Annotated in this window: 14 protein-coding genes and 1 pseudogene; 11 read left to right on the top strand and 4 right to left on the bottom strand. The window is 58.9% G+C overall.

What is annotated here, in order from left to right:
- Positions 1 to 74 precede the first annotated feature (74 nt).
- From ACZ3HG_RS06125 to ACZ3HG_RS06115, 3 genes are all read left to right on the top strand, one after another.
- Positions 75 to 1,505 carry an EmmdR/YeeO family multidrug/toxin efflux MATE transporter gene (locus tag ACZ3HG_RS06125; RefSeq protein WP_191932861.1) on the top strand — a complete coding sequence of 477 codons (1,431 nt, stop codon included), beginning with the start codon at positions 75 to 77 and terminating at the stop codon, positions 1,503 to 1,505.
- Positions 1,506 to 1,631: 126 nt separating this feature from the next.
- Positions 1,632 to 2,420 carry a siderophore-interacting protein gene (locus ACZ3HG_RS06120; protein ID WP_465332276.1) on the top strand — a complete coding sequence of 263 codons (789 nt, stop codon included), beginning with the start codon at positions 1,632 to 1,634 and terminating at the stop codon, positions 2,418 to 2,420.
- 1 nt (position 2,421) lies between these two features.
- On the top strand, positions 2,422 to 2,946 hold the full coding sequence (locus ACZ3HG_RS06115) for a PadR family transcriptional regulator (protein ID WP_191932859.1): 525 nt from the start codon (positions 2,422 to 2,424) through the stop codon (positions 2,944 to 2,946).
- A gap of 129 nt (positions 2,947 to 3,075) precedes the next feature.
- Here the strand turns inward: ACZ3HG_RS06115 and ACZ3HG_RS06110 are convergent.
- Both ACZ3HG_RS06110 and ACZ3HG_RS06105 read right to left on the bottom strand, forming a co-directional pair.
- Positions 3,076 to 4,092, bottom strand: a pseudogene (locus ACZ3HG_RS06110) (NADH:flavin oxidoreductase/NADH oxidase); the annotation flags it as partial.
- A gap of 86 nt (positions 4,093 to 4,178) precedes the next feature.
- Complete coding sequence (locus ACZ3HG_RS06105; RefSeq protein WP_465332588.1) at positions 4,179 to 5,081, bottom strand: LysR family transcriptional regulator; 903 nt, start codon at positions 5,079 to 5,081, stop codon at positions 4,179 to 4,181.
- A gap of 121 nt (positions 5,082 to 5,202) precedes the next feature.
- On the opposite strand from ACZ3HG_RS06105, the gene ACZ3HG_RS06100 reads away from it, so the two are divergent.
- Positions 5,203 to 5,715 (top strand): SRPBCC domain-containing protein, encoded by a 513-nt coding sequence (locus tag ACZ3HG_RS06100; RefSeq protein ID WP_465332273.1) that lies wholly within the window; start codon positions 5,203 to 5,205, stop codon positions 5,713 to 5,715.
- A 111-nt stretch (positions 5,716 to 5,826) separates the two neighbouring features.
- On the top strand, positions 5,827 to 6,765 hold the full coding sequence (locus ACZ3HG_RS06095; RefSeq protein ID WP_465332271.1) for a 2-hydroxyacid dehydrogenase: 939 nt from the start codon (positions 5,827 to 5,829) through the stop codon (positions 6,763 to 6,765).
- 294 nt (positions 6,766 to 7,059) lie between these two features.
- On the opposite strand, the gene ACZ3HG_RS06090 is transcribed toward ACZ3HG_RS06095, so the two are convergent.
- Both ACZ3HG_RS06090 and ACZ3HG_RS06085 read right to left on the bottom strand, forming a co-directional pair.
- Positions 7,060 to 7,752, bottom strand: coding sequence for an RraA family protein (locus ACZ3HG_RS06090; protein ID WP_191932854.1), 693 nt, complete (start codon positions 7,750 to 7,752; stop codon positions 7,060 to 7,062).
- 12 nt (positions 7,753 to 7,764) lie between these two features.
- Complete coding sequence (locus ACZ3HG_RS06085; RefSeq protein ID WP_191932853.1) at positions 7,765 to 8,973, bottom strand: aspartate transaminase; 1,209 nt, start codon at positions 8,971 to 8,973, stop codon at positions 7,765 to 7,767.
- A gap of 320 nt (positions 8,974 to 9,293) precedes the next feature.
- On the opposite strand from ACZ3HG_RS06085, the gene nac reads away from it, so the two are divergent.
- From nac to ACZ3HG_RS06055, 6 genes are all read left to right on the top strand, one after another.
- Complete coding sequence (nac, locus tag ACZ3HG_RS06080) at positions 9,294 to 10,217, top strand: nitrogen assimilation transcriptional regulator NAC (RefSeq protein ID WP_137269430.1); 924 nt, start codon at positions 9,294 to 9,296, stop codon at positions 10,215 to 10,217.
- Between the two features lie 261 nt (positions 10,218 to 10,478).
- Positions 10,479 to 11,150, top strand: coding sequence for a 5-oxoprolinase subunit PxpB (gene pxpB, locus ACZ3HG_RS06075; protein WP_191932851.1), 672 nt, complete (start codon positions 10,479 to 10,481; stop codon positions 11,148 to 11,150).
- Entirely contained in the window at positions 11,147 to 12,115 is a 969-nt protein-coding gene (locus ACZ3HG_RS06070; protein WP_465332268.1) for a 5-oxoprolinase subunit C family protein, read from the top strand. Before pxpB ends, ACZ3HG_RS06070 begins: the two co-directional genes overlap by 4 nt.
- Before the next feature lie 19 nt (positions 12,116 to 12,134).
- The gene (locus tag ACZ3HG_RS06065) at positions 12,135 to 12,590 is read left to right on the top strand and encodes an acetyl-CoA carboxylase biotin carboxyl carrier protein (RefSeq protein ID WP_191932849.1); all 456 of its coding nucleotides are present in this window, start codon (positions 12,135 to 12,137) and stop codon (positions 12,588 to 12,590) included.
- Positions 12,571 to 13,344, top strand: coding sequence for a LamB/YcsF family protein (locus ACZ3HG_RS06060; RefSeq protein ID WP_465332265.1), 774 nt, complete (start codon positions 12,571 to 12,573; stop codon positions 13,342 to 13,344). Before ACZ3HG_RS06065 ends, ACZ3HG_RS06060 begins: the two co-directional genes overlap by 20 nt.
- A 105-nt stretch (positions 13,345 to 13,449) precedes the next feature.
- Positions 13,450 to 14,202, top strand: a complete 753-nt coding sequence (locus tag ACZ3HG_RS06055) for an SDR family oxidoreductase (protein ID WP_137269425.1) — start codon at positions 13,450 to 13,452, stop codon at positions 14,200 to 14,202.
- Position 14,203: the final 1 nt, after the last annotated feature.

The raw sequence follows: 14,203 nt of genomic DNA, 5'->3' as shown, positions 1-14,203 counted from the left end.
TGCATATTGACCGGTCTTTTACCATCATCTGGTTAGCGTAGGCTCATTTTCCCCTGTGAAAAACTGGATCAATCTTGCAAAACCTCAGCGTTTCTCTGCAGCAGGCGATAAAGCGTACTGCATGGTATCCGAAAAGACGTTCTTCACGGGTACTGTTCTGGCGTGAAATAACCCCCCTTGCCGTGCCTATCTTTTTTGAGAATCTTTGCGTCCTGCTGATGGGGGTGCTCAGTACCTTCCTGGTCAGCTGGCTGGGAAAGGAAGCGATGGCCGGGGTTGGTCTGGCCGACAGCTTCAACATGGTGATCATCTCCTTTTTTGCCGCTATCGACCTCGGCACCACGGTGGTGGTGGCGTTCAGCCTCGGTAAACTTAACCGGGAAAGAGCGGTTGCCGCAGCCCGACAGTCGCTGATTATTATGACGGTGTTTGCCGTCCTGCTGGCGCTGACGATTGAGTTCGCAGGCCCGCAGATCATCGATCTGATTGCCGGTGAAGCCGAGCCGCAGGTGAAAGCGCTGGCGCTCTCCTATCTGCAAACCACGGCCTGGAGCTACCCGGCGGCCGCCATTGCACTGATCGGCTGCGGGGCTCTGCGCGGGGCGGGAAATACTAAAATTCCGATGCTGATCAACGGCGGAATGAATATCCTCAACATCATCATCAGCAGCATTCTGATCTATGGCTGTTTCTCATGGCACGGGCTGGGATTTGTTGGTGCCGGGCTGGGACTGACGATTTCACGCTATATCGGCGCGGCGGCGGTGATTTACGTGCTGGTGATTGGTTTTGTCCCGGCGCTGAAAATCTCACTGAAAAGCTATTTTACCCGGCTGAATATGAGCATCCTGCGGGAAGTTCTCGGGATTGGCATCCCGGCCAGTATTGAGTCCGTGCTGTTTAACGGCGGCAAGCTGTTAACCCAGATTTTTGTCGCCGGGATGGGCACCGACGTCATTGCCGGTAACTTTATTGCTTTCTCCATCGTGTCGCTGATTAACCTGCCGGGCAATGCGCTCGGTTCGGCCTCCACGATCATTGTCGGCACACGCCTTGGACGCGGGCAGTTAGGCCAGCCGGAGCGCCAGCTGCGCTATATCTTCTGGATGTCGACCTTCTTTCTCTGTGCGCTGGCGCTGCTGACGGTGCCGTTTGCCGGGCTGCTGGCGCAGTTCTATACCCGGGACGAAGAGGTCATCCATGTGGTGAAACTGCTGGTGTGGCTGAATGCCGCTTTTATGCCGCTGTGGGCGGCATCGTGGGTGCTTCCCGCCGGGTTGAAGGGCGCGCGCGATGCGCGCTATACCATGTGGGTATCCCTGCTGAGTATGTGGGGCGGACGGATTGTGGCTGGCTATCTGCTGGGCGTCGTGCTGGGGTTTGGCGTAGTGGGGATCTGGATGGGGATGTTCCTGGACTGGATGATCCGGGGTGCATGCTTCTACCGCCGGATGAACAGCGGACGCTGGCTGTGGAAATACCGGCCCCTGCCGGAACAGAAATAACGCACAGATTGCACCCTTTTTGCCCGGGGATCAGCACTGACAGTGCTTGCGTTCAAGATATATCATAGATATATTTTACTCTCGAATGAGAATGATTCCTGATTTCAACAAAAACGAAGGGTAAACATGTCCACTGATTCTGTGAAAGCAAGCCGGGTGCCGCAGCGCGTACGCAATGAGTTGCGTTTTCGCCAGCTGACCGTCACCGGCAAAACCCGTGTGGCCGAAAGCTTCTGGCGCATCGATTTTGGCGGCGAGGATCTGTCTGGCTTCATCTCGCCCGGGTTTGATGACCACATCAAGGTGTTCTTCCCCGACAGCAGCGGCACGCTGAACCTGCCGGAGGTCACGGAGGAGGGCGTGGTGTGGAAAGAGGGGGCGCGTCCGGTTTCCCGTGACTATACGCCGCTGTTTTTTGACGGGGTGGCGAACACCCTGACGCTGGATTTCTTTATTCATGACGGCGGCGTGGCCAGCGACTGGGCGGCACAGGCACAGCCTGGCGACAGGCTGGCCATTGGCGGGCCGCGCGGTTCGCTGGTGGTGCCGGATGATTATGCTTTCCAGCTGTATGTCTGTGATGAAAGCGGGCTGCCCGCCTTTAAACGCCGTCAGGAGACCCTCAGCGGTCAGCAGCATAAGCTGTTCGCGTGGGTGGATGAAGCCGTCGGTCAGGCTTATCTGGAAAAGCTGAATGGCGTTGATGTCACCTGGATGGGTAGCGGCAATATGCAGTCAGAAAATCTGGCTGCACTGATTGATACCTTCAATACGCTGCCGCTGCCGGCCGGGGATTACTTTATCTGGCTGACGGGTGAGGGTGAGTTTGTCAAAAAACTCAGTGACTACTTTATTGAACAGCGCGGCTGCGATGCGACCTATGTGCGTGCCGTCGCCTACTGGCACGACAAGTAAGATGCGGTCGGGATCCTCCGCCTGCCAGGCAGATAGTGCAGCCCGCGTGGGCCGCAGAAAGCGTCGGGAAAAAATAGTGGATGCCAGCGATATCCGGTTGCTGCTGCTGCATTTTCTCCATCAGCGCTCCGCGCATGGCTACGAGCTGATCAAAGCCATTGAGGAGCTGTCGAAAGGGGAATATACCCCCAGTCCGGGGATCATTTATCCCAATCTGACGCTGCTGGAGGAGATGGAGTGCATTGCCGTCGTCGACCCGCTGGCGGCGCGTAAAGCTTACCGACTGGAAGCGGCGGGACAGGCGCAGCTGGCGCAGCATCAGCCTGCCGTGACGGCGATTGTCCAGCGTCTTTCCACGCTGGCCGTACTGGTCAACAACCGCAGCCTGCCGGATGTGGAGCGCGCTATCCATAATATGAAGACGGCGCTCAACGTGCGCCTGTCGCAGGACGGGCTGTCACAGCAGACGCTGTTTGCCATTATTGATGCGCTGGATGAGGCCGCAAAGAAGATTGAACGTAGCTGAAACAGACCGGGGCGGTCGGGGATGAACGCCCCGGTCTTCAGTGAACTACTCTCCTAAACGATAGCGTTCCAGCCAGTGCGCATACGTCACAGGCAGAACCCCCGAGGGCTGCTCAACGTTAAGTTTCTTCGCCATGTAGTACGGATAGTGGGGGTTGGCGAGATGGGCGCGGCCAATCATCACCAGGTCCATCTGCTGTTCCGCAATGACCCGCTCGGCCACCTCTGGCACCTCAATGCCCCACGACGACGCCACGGGCAGATCCGCTTCACGACGCACGCGCTCTGCCACCGGAGCCAGGAAGGCAGACCCCCACGGGATCTCAGTTTCCGCAATCGAGAAACCGATGCTGACGTTAAGCATATCCAGGCCACCCTGCTTCATCAGCCGGGTCAGTTCAATGGATTCTGCCAGCGTCTGCTCGTCACGCCCGTCATATTCAATCACGCCAAAACGCGCCGTCAGCGGCAGGTTTTCCGGCCATACGTCACGGACGGCAGCCAGGGTTTCCAGCAGGAAACGGCTGCGCCCGGCGAAGTCACCGCCGTACTCGTCGGTACGCTGGTTGGCGTGAACGGAGAAGAAGCTCTGAGCCAGATAGCCGTGGGCGAAGTGCAGCTCCAGCCACTCAAACCCGGCATCGCGCGCGCGGCACGCGGCAGCGACAAAATCCCTTTTCACCCGGGCAATATCCTCCAGGGTCATTGCCTTCGGCACCTGCGGCAGATGATGGCCAAACGCCACGGCGGACGGGGCGAGGGTCTGCCAGCTGCGCGGATCCCCGGCGGCGATATGGTCGTCGCCTTCCCACGGACGATTAGCACTGGCTTTACGCCCGGCGTGCCCAATCTGAATACCCGGTACGGCACCTGCGGCTTTAATCGATGCGGCAATCCGCGCCATGCCTTCTGCCTGCTGGTCATTCCACAGCCCGGTACATCCCGGGGTGATACGACCTTCCGGTGATACCGCGGTCGCTTCCACGATCACCAGAGCGGCACCGCCGCGTGCCATGGCAGGATAGTGGACCTGGTGCCAGTCGGTGGTCAGACCATCTTCGGCGCTGTACTGGCACATAGGGGGGACGGCAATGCGGTTACGCAGCGTGACATCTTTCAGGGTAAACGGCGTAAACAGTGCGGACATAATCAACCTTTAATATTAATGGGTTAGAGAGACAGTCAGTAACATTACGCCACGAAGCACGCGGGCCGATAAGCGTCGAGTGCTAATCACGACGACAGCGTAGCGAACAGCAGCGCCCGCAGCCAGCGGTGTCCCGCATCGCGGTGGCTGCGCTCATGCCAGGCCACGGTTTTACTGAATCCGCTAAGGGTGACGGGCGGGACCATCTGCACCAGATCGGGAGCGCTGGCTGCCAGACGCTGCGGCACAACGGCGATCAGGTCACTGCTGCGCAGGATCTCCGGCAGCACCAGAAAGCTGCTGACCGCCAGCGTCACCCGGCGCTGCCGGCCGACAGCCGCAAGAGCCTCATCGGTGACGCCACGAAACTGCGTTCCGCTGTGTGAGACCAGCGCATGATCGAGCGCGCAAAAACGATCTAAGGGCAGGGTACCTGCTCCCGCATCCGGGTGCCCGGGGCGCAGCAGGCAGACGTACTGCTCGTCAAACAGGTGGCGGGCATGCAGTTCCGGCGGCGTGGTGTCCGGAGTGACCAGTGCCAGGTCGGTTTCACCCCGGGCCATCTGCTCTGCCAGCCGCCCGTAGATCACCTGCTGCACGCTGACGCGCACGCCGGGTGCCTGCTGGCGCAGCGCGGCAATAAAGGGGACGACAACGGCACTCAGCGCATAGTCGGTAGCGGCAATGTGCAGTGACATCTGTGCGCTGGCAGGCTGAAAAACCGTCGGCTGCAGCAGCAGGCTGACTTCGCCGAGGATCTGTTTCACCGGCGCGGCCAGCTCCAGCGCACGCAGGGTGGGGGTGATGCCGTGACGGGTACGGGTAAACAGCGGGTCATCAAAACACTCGCGCAGCCGGGTCAGCATCCCGCTGACCGCCGGCTGCGTCAGGGCCAGCCGCTGCGCGGCGCGGGTCACGCTACGTTCATCCAGCAGCGCGTCCAGAGTTTTCAGCAGGTTAAGATCCAGCGTGCGGATATCGGTCATGATGGCAGGCTCACGGATTAAGATATTTGTTTTTATGATATCTTAAATAAAAGATGGCGATTGGTTTTATGTCTCAGGCGGGCGCAGCATAGCCTTAACTTCACAACGAAAAGGCATCTCCCTGATGAACAGCATTATCTGGCCGCAAGGCTATATCCCGGGTTTAAGCGACAACTTTGCCTCCAATGAAATGATCGTTACCGGTGTCAGCGTCGCCGCCCTGTGGGACAAGCTGACCGATACGGCGGCATGGCCGGGTTACTACAGCAATGCCAGTGATATACGTTTCCACGATGGCACTGGCCCACGTCTGACGAATGGCGCACGCTTCCGCTTTACCACTTTTGGTTTCCCGGTCGAGGCCGAAGTAAACGAATTTGAGCCACCGCTGGCGGGCAGCGCAGGACGCATCGCCTGGCACGGCGGGTGCGGAGACGACAGCGAAAGCCGCCTGGATGTACATCATGCCTGGCTGATTGAAGCCCTGGCGGATGGCCGGGTACGGGTGCTGACGCAGGAGACGCAGAATGGCAAACCGGCACGGGAGCTGGCGTTAACCCGCCCTGACCCGATGATTAACGGTCATCAGGCGTGGCTGGATGGCCTGCTTGCAGCAGCCCGCACCGCGCAGCAATAAGCTCAGCTTATCAGGTAATAAGTAGAATGTTGCTGGAGGGATAGCGAAACTCTGCCAGGTTATTAACGTGTTTTTCCTCTTACCCTGACGTTAATAATAAAGGTACCCGCAATGAAACAGGACATTCTGATTATTCAGCCACTGATGCCGGAACTGAGCGAGGTTCTGCACCAGCACTATTACTGTCATCGTCTGTATGAACAAACGGACGTGGCCGCCTTTCTTGAGGAACATGCAGGCAAGATCAAAGCGGTTGCCACCCGGGGAGATGTCGGGCTGGCGGCCGATCTGATGGCTGCGCTACCTGCGCTGGAACTGATCGCTGTTTTTGGTGTTGGCACCGATGGTATCGATCTGTCGGCTGCCCGCGATCGTGATATCACGGTGACCATCACCTCCGGCATTCTGACGGATGATGTGGCGGATCTGGCACTGGCTCTGATGCTTGGTGTGTCACGGCAGATCGTGGCGCAGGATGCGTTTCTGCGCAGCGGGGCCTGGCAGGAACGCCCGCCGCAGTTGGGTTATAAGCTGTGCGGTAAACGTGTGGGGATTATGGGGCTGGGTAAGATTGGTGCCGCGATTGCCCGGCGCTGTGTGGGTTTTGATATGCAGATCGGTTACTGCAACAGCCGCCAGAGCAGTGAGCCTGGATGGCAGCGTTTTGGCGATTTGCATCAGCTGGCGCAGTTCAGTGATTTTCTGGTGCTGGCCGTGCCGGGAGATGCGCGTAACCGCAAGAAGGTAGATGCAGAGATCCTCAGCGCGCTGGGGAAAGAGGGCATTCTGATTAATGTTGCGCGCGGAGCGGTGGTGAATGAGGATGACCTGATTGAGGCGCTGCAAAATCATACTATTCGCGGTGCCGGTCTGGATGTGTTTGATAATGAACCGGGGATTGATGCGCGTTTTGCGGCGCTGACCAACACGGTACTGATGCCGCATATTGCCAGTGCAACGGTCGAGACGCGTCAGGCGATGGCACAAAATGTGGTGGATAATCTGGCGGGGTGGTTTGCAGGGAAGGGGGCGGTCACGCCCGTGGAGTAGAAATATCCCCAAAAAAATTAATGGCTTCCTGTCTGGCTTCAGGTCCGGGGCCAGTTTGAGCACGCCGGATCGGCAAGACCCGCCTCCCTGCTGGCCTCGACACGCGACGTTCTGTCGCGTGACGTCCGGCTTACTTCAAACTGGTCCCATCCCCGCAGAATCGTTGCTCGCTGTGGATTTTAAAACCGCAACAGCATGACGCTCTCTGTGTATTGGTTAGGGTTTTGACCTGGGTTTTGATGTTGACCTGGACAATCGTGCAGATCAGCAGAGCCTGCGACAGTTCGCAAAAGCTTAATACTGCCCGTCAATCACTTCTACGCCCTTACCGGCCAGCCAGGGGTCGATCCACTCCCGTTCCAGCTCCCCGCGCTGCGCCAGTTCAAAATTGCGCTCATCAACAATCAGGTAGGCCTGTGCCGCTTCCAGTATCTGTGCGGCGTCTGCTTTGGGGATCACTATCACGCCATCGTGATCGCCGAGAATGATATCGCCCGGCGAGACATGAATATTCCCACAGGCAATCGGCACATTGATCTCACCAGGGCCATCTTTAAACGGCCCGCCGGGCGTGACGCCGGCAGCGTACAGGTGATAATCCATCTTGCTGATGCCCTCAATATCACGGATCGCGCCGTCCAGTACCAGTCCTTCAATATTGCGCTGGCGTGCCCAGGTGGTCATCACTTCCCCCATCAGCGCCTGGCTGCGATCGCCTTCGTTCGACACCACGATCACATCGCCCGCACCTGCCATATCCATCGCTTTATGCAGCATCAGATTACAACCGGAACGGGCTTTGACCGTCACCGCCAGACCGCACATGGTGGAATGGGACGGATTGCTCATCAGCCGAATATCGCAGGCCAGCGCAGGCAGACGGCTCATGCAGTCTGCAACTACAGCCGCAGGCAGGGTGCGGAACGCCTCAACCCAGGGCGCGGCCTGTAAATCACGTTGTAAGAAAATACGGTTACCAACAGTCATAACAATCCTCGTTTAGTTCAGGCTGGCAACGGCAGCGGCAATCAGATCCGCGCCCTGTTGCAAGGCAGGTAAATCGGTAGCAATCGACAGGCGGAAATAAGGCGACAGGCCGTAAGCAGCCCCAGCCACCACCGCAACGCCAGCGGTATCCAGCAACCACAGCACCACGTCGTTATCCGTTGACAGACGTTGCCCTTCCGCCGTGGTTTTCCCCAGCAGACCCCCGCAGTTGACGTAAAGATAAAAGGCGCCTTCCGGCAGACGGCAGCTCAGCCCGGGAATGGCATTCAGACGGGCGGCCATGTCGTCACGGCGCTGGCGGTAAACCTCCAGACTGTGGGTGATAAATTCGGTGCCGCTGTTCAGCGCCGCCAGTGCCGCAGCCTGGCTGACGGAGCTGGCGTTACTGGTGGACTGCGATTGCAGCGTGCCCATCGCCGCGATCAGCGCTTTCGGCCCGGTGGCATAACCGATACGCCAGCCGGTCATAGCGTAGGTTTTCGACACGCCGTTGACGATCAGGGTACGGTCAGCAAGGCGCGGCTCCACCTCCAGCAGATGCACATTCGGCGCATTGTCATAGCGGATATGCTCGTAGATATCGTCGGTCATGATCGCCAGGTGCGGATAATCCAGCAGCACATCGGCCAGTGCGCGCAGCTCGGCACGCGTATAGCTGGCACCGCTCGGGTTGGAAGGGGAGTTAATCAGCAGCCAGCGGCAGCGGCTGGTAATCGACGCGCGCAGATTTTCCGGTGTCAGTTTGAACCCGTCCTGCTCGCTACAGGTGACAATCACCGGGCGGCCATCGCAGGCCAGCACCATATCCGGATAGGAAACCCAGAAAGGTGCCGGGATCAGCACTTCATCGCCGGTTTCCAGCGTGGCGGCAAAGGCGTTAAAAATGGCGCTCTTGGCCCCGTTAGTGACAATCACATCGTCGGCATTCACCGTCAGACGGTTTTCGCGCAGGAACTTCTCTGCGATCGCCGTACGCAGTGCAGGGGTACCATTGTTCTGTGTATAGCGTGTTTCGCCCCGCTCAATCGCGGCGCTGGCGGCCTGACGGATCACCGCGGGGGTGTCAAAGTCCGGCTCACCCACCACCAGATTAACAATCGATTTTCCGGCACGTTTTAGCGCATTGGCGCGGTCGGAAGCGGTACTGCTCGGCGAGGGTTTAATGCGGGTAACGCGATTAGCAATATGGATGGCACTCATGGCAACACTCCGGTCGGTGGCGTAATAGCCTTAAGTTACGAACACCGGCGCGCTTCGGCTAAGAGGAGTTTGTTCTGATTCAAGAGCGAAAGCTTATGGATGGGGCAGAGCCATAAGCAAAAGCCATTTATTGGTGCAGCGCTGCATCACAGAACGGAGAAAAAGGATGTTAAAAAACGGTTAAGATCGAGATCTATCTCACTGTTTTACATATTAACTTTCCTGGTGTGTCGGCGCTCACCCTTAGAGTGGTCTGGATCTTGCTATATTCCCCTTCACCCGATGGTTACCGCAGCGCAGCGCAGAAGAGGAAGGTCACGATGAATCTCAGGCGGCTCAAATACTTTATCAAAATTGTCGATGTCGGCAGTTTGACTCAGGCAGCTGATATTCTGCACATCGCGCAGCCTGCCCTCAGCCAGCAGCTGGCATCGCTGGAAGGCGAAGTCAAACAGCAACTGCTGATCCGCACCAAACGCGGCGTCACGCCCACCGAGGCGGGCAATATTCTTTATGCGCACGCCCAGGCGATCCTGCGCCAGTGCGAACAGGCACAAAGTGCTATTGATGGTGCCGGGCAGGCACTGAGTGGGCAGGTGTCGGTCGGGCTGGCGCCCGGTACGGCGGCCTCGCTGCTGGCCTTGCCGCTGATGGAAGAAGTGCGTAAACAGCACCCGGGCATTTTGCTCTATTTTAATGAAAGCTTCGGCACCACCCTCAGTGAACTGATCATGAGCGGGCGTATGGATATGGCGGTGCTGTATGGCAACCGTCAGGTGCACGGGCTGGCGTTTATCCCGCTGATGAAAGAGGACCTGTATCTGGTGACGCCGCAGGGCACCGCCAGCTTTGGTAAAACCGTTACCCTGCAAGAGATTGCACATCTGGAGCTGTTCCTGCCGCGTCCTTACAACATTATGCGCAAACTGGTTGATGAAGCCTTCGTGCAGAAAAACCTCTCTTACAGCGTAAAATGTGAAATTGAGTCAGCCTCCACGCTGGCGCTGGCGCTGGATAATAACCTCGGTGCCACTATTCTGCCGGAGTCCATTGCGCGCAACATGGTGGCGCAGGCCCATGCACGCATGGCGAAGATTGTCGACCCGGGCATTCAGGCGCCACTCTCATTTTGTACCTCGGATCACCTGCCGCTTTCACAGCCTGCCGAGGCGGTGAAAAAAATCCTGCTGGCGCTGATGGCCGAACGCACCCAGGACAATCGCCCACTGACGCTGGTGGGGTGACCGGCACTTATCCCGGGTACAACGAGTCAATGACTCAAAATCATTCGAGCTGCAGGAAGGCGGCCAACCCGCCAATCCCCAGGGGCATAGATAACTATGTGACTGGGGGGCAGCCAACGCCCCTACAGCTTGAAGGATGAAGAGTAATAAGTCTGTCTTATCCCCCTAAAGCGAAACCCTCTTACAGACTGGCAGAACGACCGGGCTACAGTGGCCTTATGTCGGGCTTTCCGTTGACGGATATGATGTTGAGGATGAGGAATGGATCCAGCAGGTCAGTTACAGGCACCGCAAATCAGCTGGCTGGGCACCCACGCGCTGCTGTTTGAAGCGCCGGGGGCACTCTCACTCGTGAACCAGCAGCGCATCTGGGCGCTGGCAGACTACAGCGCCAGGCTGAACAGTATTCGCGGCGTGGTGCCAGGGATGAACAACCTGATGCTGGTGTTCGACCCACAGTGGTGCGGGGCCGCATTGCTGCCGGAACAGCTGCTGCGCCAGTGGGAGCGTGGGGAGAGTAAAACCTTCTCCGGGCGCATCATCGAACTGAACGTCATCTACGGTGGCGAACCGGGGCCGCATATTTGCGATGTGGCGGAACACACCGGTATGACGATCCAGGAAATCGTTCAGCGCCACAGCGAACCCCTCTATCCGGTTTATGCTCTCGGTAGCCATCCCGGTTACTGCTATCTCGGCAATATGGACCCGCAGATCGCCACGCCACGTCGCAGTACCCCGGTGCAGAGCATTCCCGGTGGTTCAGTGTCGATTGGCGGTGTGCAGACGGGCGTTTCCGCCTCCGCCGGACCGAGCGGCTGGAACACCATCGGCCGCACGGATTTTATCTTCTTTGATGCCCACGCTGAACCGCCGGTGCGCTTGCAGCCCGGTGACAGCATTCGTTTTCGCGTGGAAAAGGTGCTGGCATGATCGAAATTGAACGCACCACACCGCTCACCAGCGTGCAGGACAATGGTCGCTTCGGCGCGCTGCATTACGGCGTCGGTACGGCGGGGGTGATGGACCCTCTGGCGCTGCGCCTCGGTAATGCGCTGCTGGGTAACCACCCGGACGACGCAGTGATTGAAGTCCCGCTGTTTCCTTTCCGTGTCCGTTTTCATAGCGATGGCCTGTTTGCCCTGAGCGGCGGTGACAGCCAGGCCTCGCTGGACGGCAAGCCGGTTCCCGCATGGTGGGTGGCATACGCCCGCGCAGGCCAAGTGCTGACGCTCAATGCCTCGCGTTTTTCCGCCCGCAGCTATCTGCACCTGCCGGGTGGGGTGGATGTTCCCCGGGTGCTCGGTTCGCGCAGCACGCAGTTACGCGGTGAATTTGGCGGCTGGCAGGGACGCGGCCTCAGGGCAGGCGACCGGCTGAACGCCCGCACCCCTGACTATCGCGGTGCCTCTGACTTCGGTATTCCCTCACCACGACTGACGTTGCAAGCAGGCCCATTGCAGGTGTCGGAAATCCGCGTGCTGCCCGCGACCGAATACACCCGCTTCACGGCGGAATCGGTCCAGCGCTTCTGGCAGCAGTCGTGGCGTATCACACCGCAAAGCAACCGCTACGGCTACCGGTTGGAAGGCGAAGGGCTGGTGGCAAAAGTGCCGCTGGAGATGCGTTCTCACGGCATCATCCCGGGCGTTATCCAGGTCACCCATAGCGGCCAGCCGATTATTCAGATGCGTGATGCACAACCCAGCGGAGGCTATCCGAAACTGGGGACGGTGATCGACGCCGACATGTGGCTGTTGGGACAGGTGCCGGTGGGCAGCCAGGTACGTTTTGTGGAAGTGGATCGGCTTCAGGCACAGCAGGCACAGCAGGTGCAGGACCGCTGGCTGGATAACCTGTGTCATCAGATTGAACGTTACCGCCGTAGCGCGGGCTGACCCGATAAAAGGAGAACGAATGTTAGCATTTCGAGAGTTACAGGGCCTGGTCAATCAGATGCAGCGTAGCGGCCTGACCAGCCTGCAAATTAACAGCGCGGACTATGCCATTCGCATGACCTGTCAGCCGGGAAGTCAGCGGCCCGCCGCCGCCCCCGAGCCGGTTGCTGCCATAGCATTGCCCGTCATGCCGGTTGCCGTCACGGCACCGATGCCGGGCCGCCTCTGGTTACAGGACCCGTTGAGCGGTAAAAACGTCGGCCCCGTTTCCGGGCCGGTGGAAGCAGGCTGTCTGTTGGCGCTGGTTCAGGCCGGGCCGCTTTGCCTGCCGGTCCGTGCGCCGCAGGACGGCATCCTGACAAGCATTGAGGCGACACAAGGTCAGGCAGTGGAGTACGCCCAGGCGCTGATGCAATTGCTGCCGCAGGAAAAACCACAGACAGAGGAACAGAGCCATGCGCAGCATCGATCTTAACGCCGACCTCGGCGAAGGCTTTGGCGACTACACCCTCGGGGATGATGCCGGACTGATGGCACTGATCAGCTCGGCGAACGTGGCCTGCGGATTTCATGCGGGGGACGCCACCATTATGGCTCGCAGCGTTGCGCTGGCGAAACAACACGGTGTTGACCTGGGTGCCCACGTTGGTTTCCCGGATTTACAGGGGTTTGGTCGCCGCCGGATGCAGATCGACCCGGCCCGGCTTGTGCACGATGTCACCTATCAACTGGGGGCGTTATCCGGCTTTGCCCGTGCTGCCCACTATCCGCTGACGCACATGAGTTTTCACGGCGCACTGGGCAATATGGCGGCAGAAGAGGAGACCCTGGCACGGCCGCTGTTACAGGCGGTACGGGCTTTTGATCCCGCGCTGATTATCAGCACCACGCCGGGCAATGCCGTTGAACGCTGCGCCCGGGAACTGGGGCTGCACGTTGCCTGTACCTTCCTGGCCGACCGGGCCTTTCAGGCTAATGGCCTGCTGGTGCCGCGCGGTTCGCCGGGAGCCGTTATTCATGATGTGGAAGAGGTGAGCCGCCGGGTGATCGACCTGCTGACCACCGGATCCATCACGGCCATCGACGGCACGCGGCTGCCGATGAATGTGTCCTCCATTTTGCTGCACGGTGACACGCCGGGGGCGCTGGCTCTGATTGCGCGTCTGCGCCGGGATATCCAGGCAAATGGCGGAGAAATCAGATCGCTGTCACAACAAAAAGGCCGTTAAGCCCGGTTATAAGAGTGGCTTATTGCCACAAAGGCTTTACCTCTTACCCCCTGGCAAGCCCGGGGGGATAGAGTCAAAACACCAGAAGAATAACAGGAGTGCATTATGCCTTTTTCAGATTACAAAACGGCCCTGGTCACCGGCGCATCCGCCGGCATGGGGGAAGCCATCGTCGAGCGCCTGTGTAAAGAGGGCATTGTGGTGCATGCGCTGGCACGACGCAGTGATGAGCTGGAACGCCTGGCGGCCCGCACCGGGTGTATTCCCCACGTGGTGGATGTATCGGATGTTAACGCACTGACCGAAGTCTGCCGCGACCTGCCGATTGACATTCTGGTCAATAACGCAGGGGTTTCGCATCCTGGCTCCATTCTTAGTGCCGAAGAACAGCATGTCGACACCCAGGTGGATGTGAACCTGCGCGCCGTGCTGCATCTCTGCCGCCTGCTGGTGCCGGGCATGATGGAGCGTGACTGCGGCCATGTGATCAACATCACCTCGATTGCGGCGATCTACAACTTCGGCGGCAACTCGATTTACCACGCTACCAAAGCGGGCGTACATGCACTCTCCCGTCAGCTGCGTGTCGACTGTTATGGCAAACGTGTGCGTATCACCGAAATCTGCCCAGGCCGTGTGGCGACCGATATCTTCGGTAATGTCTCCGGAGATAAAGAGGGCGCACGCCGCCAGTTTATCGATGGCTTTGAGCTGCCGCAGGCAAAAGATATCGCCGATACCGTGGCCTTTGCGCTGGCCGCCCCGGTGGCGGTGAATATTGGTCATATCGAGATCACGCCGACACTCCAGGTACCGGGTGGGCTGTCGACCATGCGTCCTGGCAATGCTACCCGCTGAT

It is taken from the genome of Erwinia sp. PME.40.26/001 (assembly GCF_055556675.1).
The sequence above is the reverse complement of the archived record's forward strand: the minus strand, read 5'-3'. Positions and strand labels throughout refer to the sequence as shown.